General features: G+C 65.6%; 12 protein-coding genes. 11 read left to right on the top strand and 1 reads right to left on the bottom strand.

Features of this window, described 5'->3' with window-relative positions:
- Window positions 1-3: 3 nt before the first annotated feature.
- The 6 genes from GRI99_RS14430 to GRI99_RS14455 all read left to right on the top strand — a co-directional run bounded on the left by GRI99_RS14430 (window position 4) and on the right by GRI99_RS14455 (window position 6,415).
- The gene (locus tag GRI99_RS14430) at window positions 4-756 is read left to right on the top strand and encodes a TSUP family transporter (protein ID WP_160772766.1); all 753 of its coding nucleotides are present in this window, start codon (window positions 4-6) and stop codon (window positions 754-756) included.
- A 64-nt stretch (window positions 757-820) separates the two neighbouring features.
- Window positions 821-2,365: an FAD-binding oxidoreductase gene (locus GRI99_RS14435; RefSeq protein ID WP_160772767.1), complete on the top strand. Its 1,545-nt coding sequence runs from the start codon at window positions 821-823 to the stop codon at window positions 2,363-2,365.
- Window positions 2,362-2,802 (top strand): c-type cytochrome, encoded by a 441-nt coding sequence (locus GRI99_RS14440; RefSeq protein WP_160772768.1) that lies wholly within the window; start codon window positions 2,362-2,364, stop codon window positions 2,800-2,802. Before GRI99_RS14435 ends, GRI99_RS14440 begins: the two co-directional genes overlap by 4 nt.
- Window positions 2,799-3,263: a hypothetical protein gene (locus GRI99_RS14445; RefSeq protein ID WP_160772769.1), complete on the top strand. Its 465-nt coding sequence runs from the start codon at window positions 2,799-2,801 to the stop codon at window positions 3,261-3,263. The genes GRI99_RS14440 and GRI99_RS14445 overlap by 4 nt, the downstream gene beginning before the upstream one ends.
- Before the next feature lie 33 nt (window positions 3,264-3,296).
- Window positions 3,297-4,913 carry a GMC family oxidoreductase gene (locus GRI99_RS14450; RefSeq protein ID WP_160772770.1) on the top strand — a complete coding sequence of 539 codons (1,617 nt, stop codon included), beginning with the start codon at window positions 3,297-3,299 and terminating at the stop codon, window positions 4,911-4,913.
- Window positions 4,914-4,924: 11 nt separating this feature from the next.
- The gene (locus GRI99_RS14455; RefSeq protein WP_160772771.1) at window positions 4,925-6,415 is read left to right on the top strand and encodes an aldehyde dehydrogenase family protein; all 1,491 of its coding nucleotides are present in this window, start codon (window positions 4,925-4,927) and stop codon (window positions 6,413-6,415) included.
- A gap of 65 nt (window positions 6,416-6,480) precedes the next feature.
- On the opposite strand, the gene GRI99_RS14460 is transcribed toward GRI99_RS14455, so the two are convergent.
- On the bottom strand, window positions 6,481-7,956 hold the full coding sequence (locus GRI99_RS14460; RefSeq protein ID WP_160772772.1) for a lignostilbene-alpha,beta-dioxygenase: 1,476 nt from the start codon (window positions 7,954-7,956) through the stop codon (window positions 6,481-6,483).
- Between the two features lie 237 nt (window positions 7,957-8,193).
- On the opposite strand from GRI99_RS14460, the gene GRI99_RS14465 reads away from it, so the two are divergent.
- The 5 genes from GRI99_RS14465 (at window position 8,194) to GRI99_RS14485 (ending at window position 14,890) form a co-directional block, all read left to right on the top strand.
- On the top strand, window positions 8,194-10,500 hold the full coding sequence (locus GRI99_RS14465) for a TonB-dependent receptor (protein WP_160772773.1): 2,307 nt from the start codon (window positions 8,194-8,196) through the stop codon (window positions 10,498-10,500).
- Between the two features lie 101 nt (window positions 10,501-10,601).
- The gene (locus GRI99_RS14470; RefSeq protein WP_160772774.1) at window positions 10,602-11,504 is read left to right on the top strand and encodes a fumarylacetoacetate hydrolase family protein; all 903 of its coding nucleotides are present in this window, start codon (window positions 10,602-10,604) and stop codon (window positions 11,502-11,504) included.
- Complete coding sequence (locus GRI99_RS14475) at window positions 11,501-12,451, top strand: cupin domain-containing protein (RefSeq protein ID WP_160772775.1); 951 nt, start codon at window positions 11,501-11,503, stop codon at window positions 12,449-12,451. The genes GRI99_RS14470 and GRI99_RS14475 overlap by 4 nt, the downstream gene beginning before the upstream one ends.
- Before the next feature lie 46 nt (window positions 12,452-12,497).
- On the top strand, window positions 12,498-13,694 hold the full coding sequence (locus tag GRI99_RS14480) for an FAD-dependent monooxygenase (protein WP_160772776.1): 1,197 nt from the start codon (window positions 12,498-12,500) through the stop codon (window positions 13,692-13,694).
- Window positions 13,691-14,890, top strand: coding sequence for a CaiB/BaiF CoA transferase family protein (locus GRI99_RS14485; RefSeq protein WP_160772777.1), 1,200 nt, complete (start codon window positions 13,691-13,693; stop codon window positions 14,888-14,890). Before GRI99_RS14480 ends, GRI99_RS14485 begins: the two co-directional genes overlap by 4 nt.
- The last annotated feature ends 30 nt before the right edge of the window (window positions 14,891-14,920 follow it).

The following is a 14,920-nucleotide window of genomic DNA, read 5'->3' on the forward strand; positions in this document are numbered from 1 at the left end:
ACGGTGAGCGAACCGCTGACGCTGGGGCTGCTTGCGCTGGCATCGTTCTCAGCCGCGGCGATCAGCGCCAGTGTTTCGGTGGGCGGCGGCTATGTGCTGTTCGGTGCGACGACCTTGCTGTATCCGCTGCCCGTGGCCGTGGCCCTGCAGCCGGTGCTGTCCTATTCCTCGCTGGTGGCGCGCAGCATTGCCTTTCGCCAGGGGATCGCCTGGCCGATCGTGGGGCCGTTCACGCTGGGTTCGCTGGCCGGGGTGGCGCTGGGGCTGGTGGTCTACCACGCCATTCCCGAACGGGTCATGGCGCTTGGCGTCGGCAGCCTCATGCTGGTGCTGACCTGGTGGCGCCTGCCGCTGCCGCACGTCCATTCGCGCGCCGGAATGGCCGGGGTGGGCATGGCCCACGCCCTCAGCGGCACGGTGCTGGGCATGGGATCGATCCTGCAACCCGTGCTGCTCAACGCCGCGATCGATCGTCGAGCGCTGGTGGGGACCTTTGCTGCCTGTCTGCTGGCGCTGGAGGCGATCCGCGCCGTGGGCTATGGCCTCACCGGCTTTTCCTACTGGCCGCTGGCCGCGGCCGTGGCAGTCTCCACCATGGCCGGATTTGCCGGCACCTGGGCTGGAAAGCGCCTGATGGGGTATATTCCCGAACGGGCCTTTCGCCTGATCGTCAGCGGCTTGATAACCGCACTGGCCGTGCGCCTGCTGGTCAAGGCGGTACTGCCGGGAATTGACTCATTCTTACCGAGTTCGTAGAATACAGAATAGAGGTCTGTTGAACAGAACAACCGGCGCGCGTGCCGCCAGCGAGGAACAAAGGATGCCGTCCAGTCCATTGCCTACCGGCGTTGATGCCGGATCCTTCAGCGCCGCCCTGGCGGCATTCCGCTCTGCTTTGGGCGAGAGCGGTGTGCTCGATACCGACCAGGATCGCCGGACCTATATCGATCCCTATGCCTTCGGGGACGGGTTGGACCACGAATCCTCGGCCATCCTGGCTCCGGCGGAAGTTGCCGAAGTGCAGGAGGTGGTGCGCATCGCCAACCGGTTTGGCGTGGCGCTGTGGCCGGTCAGCCGGGGCAAGAACTATGGCTATGGCTCGGCCGCGCCCGTGCGGCGGGGCGATGTGATCCTGGACCTCAGCCGCATGAACCGGGTGCTGGACGTGGACGTGCAGCAGGCCAACTGCCTGCTGGAACCCGGCGTCAGCTTCTTCGACCTGTTCGATCACCTGTGGGCGGACAATATCCCGCTGTGGATGTCCGTGCCCGGCAACAGCTGGGGCAGCGTGGTGGGCAACGCGCTGGACCGGGGCATCGGCTACACCCCGCTGGGCGATAACTGCGAGGCGATCTGCGGGCTGGAAGTGGTTCTGCCCGATGGCGAGCTAGTCCGCACCGGCATGGCGGCCACGGGCCAGGGGGTGACCTGGCGCAACTACAAGTACGGTTATGGCCCCGGCTGGGACCAGATGTTCATGCAATCCAACCTGGGCATCGTCACCAAGGCCGGGCTGTGGCTGCAACCCGAACCGGAGATGACGGCGGCGGTGGAGATCGCCTTTCCCAACTTCGACGATGCCGGCTGGGCCATCGACATCCTGTGTGACCTGCGCCGGCGCGACATCATCCAGCACAACATCGTGTTCGGCAGCCCCGTGCGTGCCGCTTCGGTGCTGACCCAGCGCGCCGAATGGTACACGGGCGAGGGCGCCCTGCCCGAAGAGGCCGAGCGCGCCATGATGGAACGCTTCGGCCTGGGCTGGTGGAACGCCAAGATCAGCTTCTACGGCCCGGAATTCCTGGTGGAAGGTTCCATGCGCCTGTTGCGTGACCTGTTCGAGGCGCGGCTGGGCAAGCCGCTCGATTTCAAGACCTGGCACAAGGGCCAGCCGTATGAGGGATCAGCCCGGGGAGTGCCCAGCACCGTGGGCCTGCAATCGGTCAACTGGTTCGGCGGACGCGGCGGGCACCTCAGCTTTGCCCCGGTCATGCCTCAGGACGGGGCCAGGGTGCTGGCCTATGCCAAGCGGGTGAAGGACATCTACCGCGAGGTGGGGCAGGACTATTACGCCACCTTCACAATCGGCCGGCGGCACATCAACAACGTCAGCCTGATCCTGTACGATCGCGACAGTCCGGCCAGCACCGGGCGTGCCGATACGCTGTTTCGCCGGCTGGTGACCGAAGCCGCGCGCGAAGGCTTTGCCGAATATCGCGGGCACATCGACTATATGGACACGATCGCCGCCACCTATGATTTCAACGATCACGCGCTGCTGAAGCTGAACAACAAGGTGAAGGCCGCGCTCGACCCGGGAAACATCATTGCACCCGGGCGCAACGGCATAGGGGGGCGGGCATGATGAAGCGGCGCAACCTGGGCCCAATCGCGATTGCGGCTGCCGTCATCGCTCTGGGCGCATGCTACGGCACGCAGGAACCCGCAGCAGCCAGCACGGGCGCGGCTCCTGCCGTGGCGCAGGCAGCGGCCCCGGCGATGCCGACGCAGGTGGAGGCAGTGACCTTCGGCATGAATTCAGCCGAGGAGGGCGAGCGGCTCTATGGTCGCGAATGCGCTTTTTGCCACGTGGGCCGCAACACGGGCACCATCATGCTGCAAAAGCGCCTGCCACCAGGAACGCCCGCGCAACTGCACGAACGGACAAACCTCCCGGCGGCCTACGTCAGGCTGGTGGTGCGCAACGGGCTGGTCAACATGCCGCCCCTCTCGCGCGCCGAACTGAGCGATGCGGACCTGGACCTGATCGCGCAATGGCTGGCCGCCGGGAGATCGCGATGAAGCGCCGCAGCGTCCTGGCCGGCGCTGTGGCCACGCCCGTACTGCTGGGCGTGGGGCTGGACGAGGCTCGGGCGGCGACGGCAACCGCGGTGCCAGCCATGCCTTCGCTCACCTTGTACGATGCGCGCCTGCCGGTGGCCGAACGGATCGCCTGGCACCTGCATCGCCAGGGCGCGCCCACGCGCCCCACCGGCGGTGAAATCGCCGCCCTGCTGCTGCGCGAGCGGCTGCTTGCTGCCGATGGCCCGATCCTGGGGTTCACCGGCCATGCCGAATATCTGTTGGCCCGTGACATCGCGCGCGTGGCGGGGCGGCAGGCTGCGCCCCTGATGCGGCTCGGGCTTGGCCAGGAATGGCTGGGCAGTCCCGCGCAGGACGGGTGGCGGCCACTGCTGGCCGGCCTGTTGCAGGTTGCCGAACCAGACCCGCATGGAGCCACCACCTTCGCCTGGGTTGCCTGAGGCGCACCACGCAAGGGAATGACGGGTCAACCGATGAACCACGCTGAATTCGACTATATCATCGTCGGCGCGGGCAGTGCGGGGGCGGTGGTCGCCAACCGGTTGAGCGAGGATAGCGGCGCAACCGTGCTGCTGCTGGAAGCCGGAGGGGAAGCCAACCATCCCTATCTCCGCATGCCGCTGGGCTTCCTCCAGGCGTTGCGCAACCCGCGCCTCACCTGGCCCTTTGTGTCCGAGCCGGAACCACATGTGGGCGGGCGGGTCTTTCCGCTCCCGCGGGGTCGGGTCCTGGGCGGATCGTCCTCGATCAACGGTACGGTCCACTTCCGCGGCCATCCGCTGGATTTCGACGAATGGGCGTCGCTGGGCTGTACCGGGTGGGATTACGCTTCCGTACTGCCCTACTTCAAGCGGTCGGAGAATTTCTGGGCGGGTGCCAGCGAGCGGCGGGGTGCCGGCGGGCCAATTGCGGTGCGACCGGTGGACTCCTCCCGCCTCATGGGCCGCGAATTGCGCGAAGCTGCCGCCGCGATGGGCGTCGATTATGTCGGTGACTATGATGGCGAGCACAACGAAGGGCTGGCCGATGTCCACGTGGCCCTCCGCGACGGCAGCCGTTGCGGTGGTGCGCGGGCCTATCTGGATCCGGTGCGCCATTCCCGCGCCAACCTGGCCATCTGGACCGGCGCGCAAGCCAGCCGGGTGCTGGTCGAGGGTGGTCGCGCAGTGGGCGTTGCCTTCCAGCGCGGCGGGCAGGCGCAAACGGTACGCGCCCGACGCGAGGTGATCCTGTGCGCCGGCACCTATGGCTCGCCGCACCTGCTGCTGCTGTCGGGCATCGGCGACGGGGCGGAACTGGCTGCCCACGGGATCAACGTGGCGCATCATCTGCCCGGCGTTGGCCGCAACCTGCAGGAACACCCGCGCGTGGCCAACCAGTACCGCGCGCGGCTGGATCACAGCTTCGCCCGCGAACTGCGGTTTGACCGGGCGGCCGTGTCATTCCTCAACTGGGCGCTGCGCGGTAAGGGACCGTTTGCCAACCAGATCGCCTCGGGCTGCCTGTTGCTGCGCAGCCGCGACGGGCTGGACCGGCCCGATATCCAGATCATGGTCAGCCCCACACGCGTAGACGCCAACATCTGGTTCCCCGGCGTGCGCAAGGCGGTGGAAGATTGTTTCTTCGCCTCGATCTGCCTGCTGCGGCCTGCCAGCCGGGGCCACGTGCGGCTGCGCGACGCGAACCCCGCTTCCGCGCCCAGAATCCACCTCAACATGCTTTCCGATGCGGATGACTGGCAACGGCTGAAGGATGGCCTGGCCCTGTCGCGCCGCCTGTTTGCGCAAGCGCCACTCGCCGCCCACGTGCTGGAAGAAAGCGTGCCCGGGCCTGCCAGGGCGAGCGATGCCGGGTTGGACGCCATGCGGGCAGAGCTGGTCGGTGTGGTCCACCACCCGGTGGGCACCTGCGCCATGGGCACGGACGATGACGCGGTGGTCGATGCACGTCTGCGCGTGCGCGGCGTCGGCGGCCTGCGCGTGATCGATGCCTCGATCATGCCGCGGCTGGTGGGGGCCAACACCAATGCTGCCGCCGTGATGATCGGCGAGAAGGGGGCGGACATGATCCGCCAGGATGCGAAGGTCTGACGGGAGCGCGCATGGACATCGACAGCACAGAGGCTTTTCGCCGGGCGCGCGCATGGATCGCGCAGGCCGGGGACCACATCATCGGCGGCGAGCGTGTCCCGGGTCGTGGGGTGGGTATACCCGTGATCGACCCCGCCAGCGAGGAGCAGATCGGCGCGATCGCGGCAGGCGATGCGGATGATGTGGGCGCGGCCGTGCAGGCTGCGCGCGACTGCTTCCGCTCGCCCGCCTGGCGCGACATGGCCCCCGCCGCGCGCGAGGGGCTGCTGCTGCGTCTGGCGGATCTGGTCGAGCGTGAGGCCCCCGTGCTGGCCGCAATCGAGACGCTGGACAACGGCGTGCCCTATCCGATGGCGCTGGCCATGGCGGGCAAGGGTGGCCCCTCCGCCATCCGTTATAACGCCGGCTGGGCGCGGCGGCTGGGCGGCGAGGAGGTTACCCCATCGGTCCCGGGCCGCTGGCACGCCTATACCGTCAACGAGCCGGTGGGCGTGGCCGCACTGATCGTGCCGTGGAATGCGCCGCTGGCGATTGCCTGCAACAAGGTGTCCGCCGCGCTGGCGGCGGGCTGCACTGCCGTGCTCAAACCGGCGGAGCTTGCGCCGATGAGCTGCATCCGGCTGGTCGAACTGGCGCACGAGGCGGGCTTTCCTGCCGGCGCGATCAACCTGGTCGACGGCACGGGCATCGCCGCCGGGGCGGAACTGGCTGCACATCCGGGCGTGGACAAGATCTCGTTCACCGGCTCCACCGCCACCGGGCAGGGGATCATGCGCCAGGCAGCCCAGCGGATCACCCGCATCTCGCTGGAACTGGGCGGGAAGTCACCGGTGGTGGTGTTCGATGATGCAAACCTGGCGCGCGCGGTGCCGGGCGTGGGCATGGGCATCTTCGCCAACAGCGGCCAGGTGTGCGCCGCCGGCTCGCGGCTGTTCCTGCACGATGCGATCTACGGCCGGTTCATGGAACAGCTCTGCGCCTTTGCCGCCGGCCTGAAGGTGGGACCGGGCTCACAGCAGGGCGCGATGATCGGCCCGCTGATTTCTGCCCCTCAACGCGACAAGGTGTCCGCCTATGTGGCTGGCGCGGTGGCCGAAGGTGCGCGCGTCGCCTTCCGGGGTGATGTGCCCGCCGGGCCGGGGTTCTTCCACCCGCTGACCATCCTCGACCAGGTCGATCCCGCGATGCGGGCCGTGCGCGAGGAGATCTTTGGCCCGGTGCTGTGCGTGATGCGCTTTTACGGTGACGAAACGCTGGAAGCGCTGATGCAGCGTGCCAACGACACCGAATACGGCCTGTCCGCCTATGGCTGGACCACGAGCCTTGAACGGGCGCAGGTCATGGCGCGGCACCTGCGCGCGGGATCGGTGAAGATCAACGGCTCGGGCATGGAATTCGCCTTGCCGTTCGGCGGTTTCGGCCAGTCCGGCCTGGGGCGCGAGAACGGCCGGGCCGGCGTGCTGGCCTTTACCGAGCCCAAAGCCGTGATGATCGGTTACTGACGCCCTGCAAGATCGAGTGCCTTCTCCCGGGTGAGGCCGGAAGAAGGCACTTTTGCCGCAAGAGGCTAGGCCGCGGCCTCCAAGGCCGGCAGGACAGACGCGTCCGCCCAGTTGCCGTGCAGGCCGAACCGCAGCCGCACCGGAATGGAAATCGTGGCGATCGGCCCCTTGGCGATCTCCAGCGCATCGAACAGCAGCAGTTCGCTGGCACGCTCCTCCAGCCGGTTGACCACCATCACGACCCAGCCGTCTCCCTCGAGCGCATCGGGCGACCGCGGGACGAAGCAGGGTTCCTGGATGCTGGATACCGGGCCAACCCAGTACTTCTGTTCCTCTCCCGTCTGCACATCGACGAAGCCCAGCGTGTTCATCACCCAGCCTCCGGCGCTGCCGCCCTTCATCTCGACTGGCTGCGCCGGATCGATGACGACCATCCAGCCGTAGCGGTATTTCTTGCCGGTGAAGCGGTCATCATACTTGGGGAACTCGCCGATCATGTCGCTCAGGCGCTCGGAATGGTATTCCTCCTCGTTCTGGCTCAGGTCGACCGTCCAGCGTGTAAGGAAAGTGCTGCCGGCCACCGGATCGAACGGCTTGTCGTTGATGTCGGGGAAGAAGGGCATCATGTTGTTGGCCGCTACCGGCAGGTCCAGGATGATCTTCGCGCCTTCGTTCCACGCGTTCATCACGTGGCCGGCGAAGCAGCTGGGGCCCTTGAACCAGCGGATGTCGGCAGCAGTCGTGCCGGGCTTGCGGGGGACCACGGCCAGATAGCTGGGCAGCGATGTGTCGAACCCGAAGTGGGGCTTCACCGCCTGCAGCCGCTCCCAGTTGCTGGTCATCGGCATCACCGGGAACAGCGCGTAGTCGCGGGTAATCGCGAAATCGTGCATCATCGCGTAGTAGGGGTTCTGCCACCAGATCTCGAACAGCAGTTCGCCTTCCGGGCTGATCTCGTAATAGGTCATGTCGGTCGTCAGTATGCCCCTGGAGGCATAGCCGAAGCTGCACAGGTTACCCGTTTCCGGGTCCGTCTTGGGGTGGGCGCTGAAGGTCTCGCCGGTCATCCGGCCGTCGAAGTCGGTATAGCCATGGGTTTCCAGCGAATGGGGGTCCATCACCAGCGCGGGCGAATCCTCCTTCAGGGCATAGAGGCGGCCGCCGTGGATATAGGCATTGGTGTTGGCCGTGCCGCGAATCCTGCCCTTCACTTCCTCGTCATCGGTCAGGGGGTTGCGATAGGCCCCGAACAGCGCGCGCCCGGCTGCGTTCTCCAGCTTCCACTTGTCGGTCTTGGCCCAGCGCTGGCGGTAATCGACCTTGCCGTCATGGAAGCGGAACATCGAAATCATGCCGTCGCCGTTGAAGGCTATGTCATTACCCAGCTTGGGCGGAAACTGGTGCTCGGGCTGCACGCGGTAGAAGGTGCCGTTGATCTCCGGCGGAATCGTGCCGCGCACGTCCAGATCCTGCACGTCGGCCTCCACCCGTGAGGGCTTGTTGAAGCCGGTAAAGGCCGGGACATCGGGGAAATGCGTCACTTTCCTCTCCTGTGTTCTTTCTGACAGACCGCCATTCTATAAAAATTCATGACGATTGTCCAGAAGGGTCACTCATCCATACCTAACTGTCTGTAAGATAGTAGAAAAAGTAGGGAATTTGAGTGTCATTGACAAACCGCAAATCCGCAGCAATAAGAAAAGAAGAATAGCATTCTGCTAAACAGAACGACTGTCATAGCGCCTTAGGCGGCCGTCCCCGGGAGAAGGATGAATAAAATGAGTGCTTTGCGTACCAGTCTGCTGCTGTCCGCCGGTTTGGCGGCGCTGCTCGTCCAACCGGCCCTGGCGCAGGATTCGCCGGCCGGCGAGGAGGCCGAATCGGACGTCATCCTGGTGACCGCGCAGTTCCGCGAAGCCAGTGCCCAGGATACGGCCATCTCGCTGGACGTGATTTCCGCCGACACCCTGAACGAGGCGGGCGTTACGCAGATGACCGACCTCAACCGCGTTCTGCCGGGCGTGCAGGTAAGCCAGGGCGGTACTGCCCTGCAGGTATTCATCCGCGGCGCCGGCGATTTCTCGACCACGTCGTACAACGATGCGGCGGTGGCGCAGAGCTTTGACGGTGTGTTTGCTGCACGCACCCAGTGGATGGGCGGCACGTTCTTCGACCTGCAACGCGTGGAAGTTCTCAAGGGGCCGCAGGGCACCCTCTATGGCCGCAATGCCACCGGCGGCGTGATGAACCTGATCCCGGTAAAGCCGCGCATCGGTGAAACGTCCGGCTATGCCACGGCCCAGGTCCAGAACTATGACGGCTACCTGCTGGAAGGCGCGGTCAATGTGCCGATCGGCAGCATCGCCGCCATGCGCGTTGCCTACCAGGGTTCGTGGCGCGATGGCTATGTCAGCGATGGTGGCGACGACGACCGGCACCAGTCTGTCCGCGCACAGCTGCTGCTGGAGCCGACGCCGGAATTCACCGCCCGCATCACCGGCAATTACCAGCATCTGGGTGGCCGCGGCCACAGCCAGGTGATCTATGCGCCGATCGCGCCGAACGGCCCCGGCCTGACCCCGGCACCGATCATCCCGGACGACCGGTGGACCTCGATCGCGCCGTCGTTCAACACCCTTGCTGCCCGCCTCACCGCGCCGCCGGGGGTCTACCCGATCAACATCGACCTGTTGCACCAGGACGTGGAAGCCTGGGGCGTTTCCGGCCATTTCGACTGGGATCTGGGCGGTGCCACGCTGACCGTGATCCCGGCCTACCAGCGGGTGGTCAATGCCTCGCAGTCGTTCCCTGTGCTCAGCTTTAAGACAATCGATCCCTACAGCGGCAAGCCATCCACTTCGGACGGCAAGACCCTGGAGGTGCGCCTTGGCAACTCCTCGGGCCCGCTGGTGTGGGTGCTGGGCGGCTACTATTTCAACGAAAGCCAGAACAGCCGCAACGAAGTGTCGCTGGGCCTGGCCAGCGATACCACCTTCATCGGCGAACTGGGCACGCGGGCCTATGCCGCCTTTGGTGAAATGACCTATTCGGTCACCGATGCGCTGCGCGCTACCCTGGGCCTGCGCTATACCGACGAAACCAAGACGGTGGACGCCTACCGTTATGCCCGCCTGGGTTCGCTTGCCTGCCGGACGGCCGGCACCGGTCCGGGCGGCAGCTGCGAGCTGCTGACCGCGTCGGGCAACAACATCGAGGGCACCTATTCGGCGGACCGGCTTAACTACAAGGTGGGCCTGGAATATGACCTGGGCCCGGACAGCCTGCTTTACGCAACCGTGGCCACCGGCTTCAAATCGGGCGGCCAGTCCAACGCCGACCTTGATCCCTACCGCCCGGAAGACGTGACCGCCTACACCGTAGGATCGAAGAACGACTTCGCCGGTGGCACCATCCGGGTGAACCTCGAAGGCTTCTACTATCGGTTCACCGACCGCCAGGAGAGCTTCTCCTCGCTCGATCGCGGCGGTGCGCAGGTGTCCTCGCTGTTCAATGCCGGTAAGGCCGAGACGGCAGGTGCCAGCGTGGAACTGGCGTTCGAGCTGACTGATTCCGATACGTTCAACTTCGCTGCCGAATATGCCCACAGCGAATACAAGGATTTCACCTACCGGTCCTATCGCGCCGCCAACCCGGATGCGCGCACGGCTTGCGCCGTATCGCCGATTGCTGGTGGCACGGCCCAGATCGGGTTCTGGCAGATCAACTGCAACGGCTTCCAGCTGCCCCGTACGCCGAACTGGTCCGGGTCGGCCAGCTACAGCCACGTCTTCAGCCTGGGCAACGGCGGCGAGCTGGAATTCTCACCCAATATGACCTTCGCCAGCTCGCGCTGGCTGTCAGCCGAATTCGTCGAGAACGCGCGGGCCGACAGCTACCTGCTGCTTAATGCGAACCTGACCTATCGTTCGCCGGACGACGAATATTCGGTGCAACTGTTCATGCGCAACATCACCAATGCCGCCGTCTACACCGGCACGCAGCAGGCACCGTTCATCAACAACTTCAATGGCCTGGATATTGCGCCGCCGCGTACCTACGGCGTCCGTCTCCGCTACGATTTCTGACTTTCCCGACTGGCCTGCCCGCATTGCCGGGCAGGCCATTCTTTTCCCGAACTTTCTAAAAATAGAACATTAGTCTGTTAGAAAGAACATATGGTGACGCTATGAAGGTTGCTCGTTTCGACAATGGCAGGATCGGCCTGGTGGTCGATGCCGGTCTGATCGACATCAGCGACATTGCCGGGGCGGGCACGGGCGAGTGGCCCGATACCGCATCCTTGCGGCTGATCCGCGACTTTGCCGCATTGCGCCCGCAACTGGAACTGGCAGCACAGACCCGCCAGGCTGTTCCACTGGACAGCGTGCGCCTGGAAACGCCGGTGCCATGGCCCAGCAAGGTCATCGCCTATCCGGTCAACTACCACGCTCACGGCAAGGAAATGGGGGCCGGCTACCGGGCGAAGAACCAGGGCTTCTTCCTCAAGCCGCCGTCTTCGGTCAGCGGTCCGGCAGACGCCATCGAACTGCCCCTGGTGCCCGGCCGCGAAGTCCACCACGAAGCCGAACTGGGCATCATCATCGGCAAACAATGCCGCGACCTGGCCCCTGAGAACTGGCGAGAGGCGGTGTTCGGCTATGCCTGCCTCATGGACATGGTGGTCCGTGGCCGCGAGGAGCGGGTCTTCCGCAAGGCCTATGATACCTTCTGCCCGGTGGGTCCATGGATCGTGACCGCGGATGAAATCGACCGCCCGGACCAGCTCTCGATGAAGCTGTGGGTCAACGGCGAACTGCGCCAGGCGGCCAATACCCGCGATCTGGTGCTGGATATCCCGGGCATGGTGGCCACGGCCTCTGCCGTCATGACCCTCTACCCCGGCGATATCATCGCCACCGGCACGCCCGAAGGCGTGGGCCCGGTGGTCGACGGGGACCTGGTGCGCATCGTGATCGACCAGGTGGGCGAAATGAACCTGCGGGTGATCCAGGGCAGCAGGGGCGCCACGGAAGTGTTCGCCGACGCTTATGTCCCGCCGATCGTGAAGCAGGAGCTGACCGACCGATGAGCAGCCAGTCCGCCCCGCTGGACGAACTGTACGCGTCCTTCGCGTCGCTCAACATGGAGGGTGGCTGGCATCGCCGGTTCCCTGCCCTGTGGAGCGAACCGCGCAAGAATTTCCTGCCGCACATCTGGCACTATGCGGCGGTCAAGCCGATCCTGGCGCGGGCCGGCGAACTGATCGACACCGCGCTGGCAGAGCGCCGCAACCTGACCATGTTCAACCCGGTGGAAGGCAACGTCTATGCCACGGTCCGCACGATCGTGGCCGCCTACCAGATGGTTCGTCCCGGCGAATTCGCCCGCGCCCATCGCCACACGCCCAACGCGCTGCGACTTATCCTTGAAGGCACCGGCACCTTTACCGTGGTTGATGGCAAGGAAGTGGAAATGCGCCCGGGCGACGTGCTGCTGACGCCCAACTGGGCGTGGCATTCGCACGAGAACAAGGGCTGTGATGACTGCTACTGGATGGACTTCCTCGATGTGCCGCTGGTGCATCTGCTGGAACCGATGTTCTACCAGCCGCACCCCGATGGGCGCGAAAGCGATGTGGTGCCGCTGGCCGAAGCGCCGATTGCTTTCCGGGCAGATGACATCGCCACTCGCCTCGCTGCGGCCACGCCGGATGCGGCGGGCGTGCGGCAGGTGACGCTTGGCCCGGCCACTCTGGCCACCCTGGCGCTGGACGTGGTGCAACTGCCCGCCAGCGCCATGTTCGCGCCGCCGAGAGAGACCGCCAACGCGGTTTATGCCGTGATGCGCGGCGATGGCGCGCTGATCGTGGAGGACGACCGCACGGCGTGGTCCTTCGGCGATACGATTGCCATGCCTGCCTGGCGTGAATTCGCGCTGCAGGCCGGTGCCGGTGGTGCGCTGCTGCTGAAGGTATCCGACCGGGCACTTCTCGAAAAACTGGGCTGGTACCGCACTTCCGCGGACCTGGCCGAATAATCACTGTCGCCGCGACGGGTGTCCGGCGTTGCTTTGGAGAAATACGATGGGCGACAAGCCTCGGGTCACGATCGCAGGCGGGGGTATCGGCGGCATGGCGGCAGCCCTGACGCTGCTGCAACGCGGCTTCCCGGTCAGGATTTACGAGCAGGCACCCGAACTGGGCGAGGTGGGGGCGGGCGTCCAGATCAGCCCCAATGGATCGCGGGCGCTGGATTCGCTGGGCGTATATGAGACTTTGCGGGCCCTGTCGTGCCAGCCCAAGCGCAAGGAGTTCCGGTTGTGGAACACCGGCCGCTCTTGGCCAATGTTCGACCTGGGCAAGGAAGCCATCGAAAAGTACGGCTATCCCTACCTTACCGTATATCGCCCGGACCTGCTGTCCACGCTGGTAGACGCGGTCAGGGCGCTGGACCCCGATGCCATCCGGCTGGGCTGCGAAGTGGTGAGCGCCGAAGCCGATGACGAGCGCGCCGTGTTGGTCCTGAAGGATGGCGAACGGATCGAAAGCGATATCCTGATCGGCGCCGACGGGGTCAAGTCCATCGTGCGCAAGGCACTGTTCGGTGACGACCATACCGAGTTTACCGGCATGATCGCCTGGCGGGCGGTGATCCCGATGGAGCGCCTGCCCGAGCGGTTCCGGGAGATGGTCGGCTGGACCTGGATCGGACCCGGCGGGCACCTGGTCAACTATCCGCTGCGCGGCGGCCAGCTGATGAACATGATCGGCACCATCGAGCGCGACGACTGGAAGGTGGAATCCTGGTATGCCGAAGGCTCGATCGAAGAATGCTTGCGGGACTTTGCCGGCTGGCACGAGGATGTGCAGACGCTGATCCGCGCCGCGCCCAAGGTGCTGAAGTGGGCGTTCATGGAGCGCAAGCCCCGCCAGATCTGGAGCAAGGGTCGCGCCAGCCTGCTGGGCGATGCCAGCCACGCGACGTTGCCGTTCCTGGCGCAGGGTGCGGTGATGTCGATCGAGGACGGCGTGGTGCTGGGCCGCTGCCTGGACAAATATGCCGATCCGGTCGTCGCGCTCAAGAAGTACGAGGAGGCCCGCGTCGAACGGACCAGCAAGATGGTGCGCGGGGCCAAGGAAAACACCGCCCGCTTCCACGAATCCGCCCTGGCCACCGAGGAAGGTGCCGTAACCTACATGGAAAGCGAATGGAGCCGCGACCCGATCCGCGAACGCTATGACTGGCTCTATCGCTACAACGTGGAGACCGTACCGGTATGAGCGGATCGCTCCCGCCCGCGCGGCACCTGCAGGGTGTGCGGGTGCTGGACCTGACGAATATCCTCTCCGGCCCCTATGCGGCCTTCCAGATGGCGCTGCTGGGTGCCGAGGTGATCAAGGTGGAACGCCCCGACGGGGGTGACCTTGCGCGGCGGCTGGGGGCCGATCCGGCCCTGAACGAGCAGTTGATGGGGACATCGTTCCTGGCCCAGAACGCGGGCAAGAAGTCGGTGACGATCGACCTCAAGAATGCCGAGGGCCGGGCGCTGTTCCTGAAGCTGGTGGCCAGTGCCGACGTGCTGATCGAGAATTTCCGGCCCGGCGTGATGGATCGCCTCGGGCTGGGCTATGCGGCGCTGAAGGCGGATAATCCTCGGCTGGTCTATTGCGCTGTTTCGGGCTTTGGCCAGGAAGGGCCGCTCAGCGGCAATCCGGCCTATGACCAGATCATCCAGGGCTATTCCGGCGTGATGAGCGTTACCGGTGATGCGGATTCTGCACCGCTGCGGGTGGGCTACCCGCTGTGCGATACGCTGGGCGGCCTGCTGGCATCCTTCGCCATCAGCAGCGCCCTCTATGCGCGCGAGAAGAGCGGCCACGGCGAATTCATCGACGTGTCCATGCTGGACGCAACCATCTCTGCCATGGGCTGGGCCGTGTCGAACTATCTTATCGCCGGCGTCGAGGCGCGGCCGATCGGCAACCAGAATATGACGGCCGCCCCCTCCGGCGCCTTTACCGCGTCAGACGGGCAGATCAACGTGGCGGCCAACAAGCAGGAGCAGTTCGTCGCCCTGTGCCGGGTGATGGGCCTGGCAGAACTGCTGGACGATCCCCGCTTTGCCGAGCGCGAGGCGCGCAAGCGCCACCGCGACGAGCTGAACGGCATCCTCAACGCCGTTTTCCGCACCCGCACGGCGGCGGAGTGGGAAGATGACCTCAACCGCGCCAACGTGCCGGCCGGGCAGATCCTCACCGTGCCGCAGGCGCTCAACCATCCGCAGGTTGCCCAGCGCGCGCTGGTGCAGGAGGTGGGCGGTATCCGCATCGCGCGCAGCGGCTTTCGTTTTGCCGATACCCAGCCCGACGCTGCCTGCGCCCCGCCCCGGCTGGGCGAGCACAATGCCGAAATCTTCGGCGACCTGGGGGTGGCCGAACAGGAGCTTGCACGCCTGCACGAAGCAGGTGCCATCTGATGGTGCGACTACTGGCAGGAGTGCCCCGGC

It is taken from the genome of Alteraurantiacibacter buctensis (genome assembly GCF_009827655.1).
In the GTDB taxonomy this organism is placed as follows: Bacteria; Pseudomonadota; Alphaproteobacteria; order Sphingomonadales; family Sphingomonadaceae; genus Alteraurantiacibacter; species Alteraurantiacibacter buctensis.

What these genes read in the sequence shown, in the direction of transcription:
- GRI99_RS14435 (WP_160772767.1), top strand. Translation starts at nt 821, where the DNA reads ATGCCGTCCAGTCCATTGCCTACCGGCGTTGATGCCGGATCCTTCAGC.
- GRI99_RS14440 (WP_160772768.1), top strand. Translation starts at nt 2,362, where the DNA reads ATGATGAAGCGGCGCAACCTGGGCCCAATCGCGATTGCGGCTGCCGTC.
- GRI99_RS14445 (WP_160772769.1), top strand. Translation starts at nt 2,799, where the DNA reads ATGAAGCGCCGCAGCGTCCTGGCCGGCGCTGTGGCCACGCCCGTACTG.
- GRI99_RS14450 (WP_160772770.1), top strand. Translation starts at nt 3,297, where the DNA reads ATGAACCACGCTGAATTCGACTATATCATCGTCGGCGCGGGCAGTGCG.
- GRI99_RS14455 (WP_160772771.1), top strand. Translation starts at nt 4,925, where the DNA reads ATGGACATCGACAGCACAGAGGCTTTTCGCCGGGCGCGCGCATGGATC.
- GRI99_RS14465 (WP_160772773.1), top strand. Translation starts at nt 8,194, where the DNA reads ATGAGTGCTTTGCGTACCAGTCTGCTGCTGTCCGCCGGTTTGGCGGCG.
- GRI99_RS14470 (WP_160772774.1), top strand. Translation starts at nt 10,602, where the DNA reads ATGAAGGTTGCTCGTTTCGACAATGGCAGGATCGGCCTGGTGGTCGAT.
- GRI99_RS14475 (WP_160772775.1), top strand. Translation starts at nt 11,501, where the DNA reads ATGAGCAGCCAGTCCGCCCCGCTGGACGAACTGTACGCGTCCTTCGCG.
- GRI99_RS14480 (WP_160772776.1), top strand. Translation starts at nt 12,498, where the DNA reads ATGGGCGACAAGCCTCGGGTCACGATCGCAGGCGGGGGTATCGGCGGC.
- GRI99_RS14485 (WP_160772777.1), top strand. Translation starts at nt 13,691, where the DNA reads ATGAGCGGATCGCTCCCGCCCGCGCGGCACCTGCAGGGTGTGCGGGTG.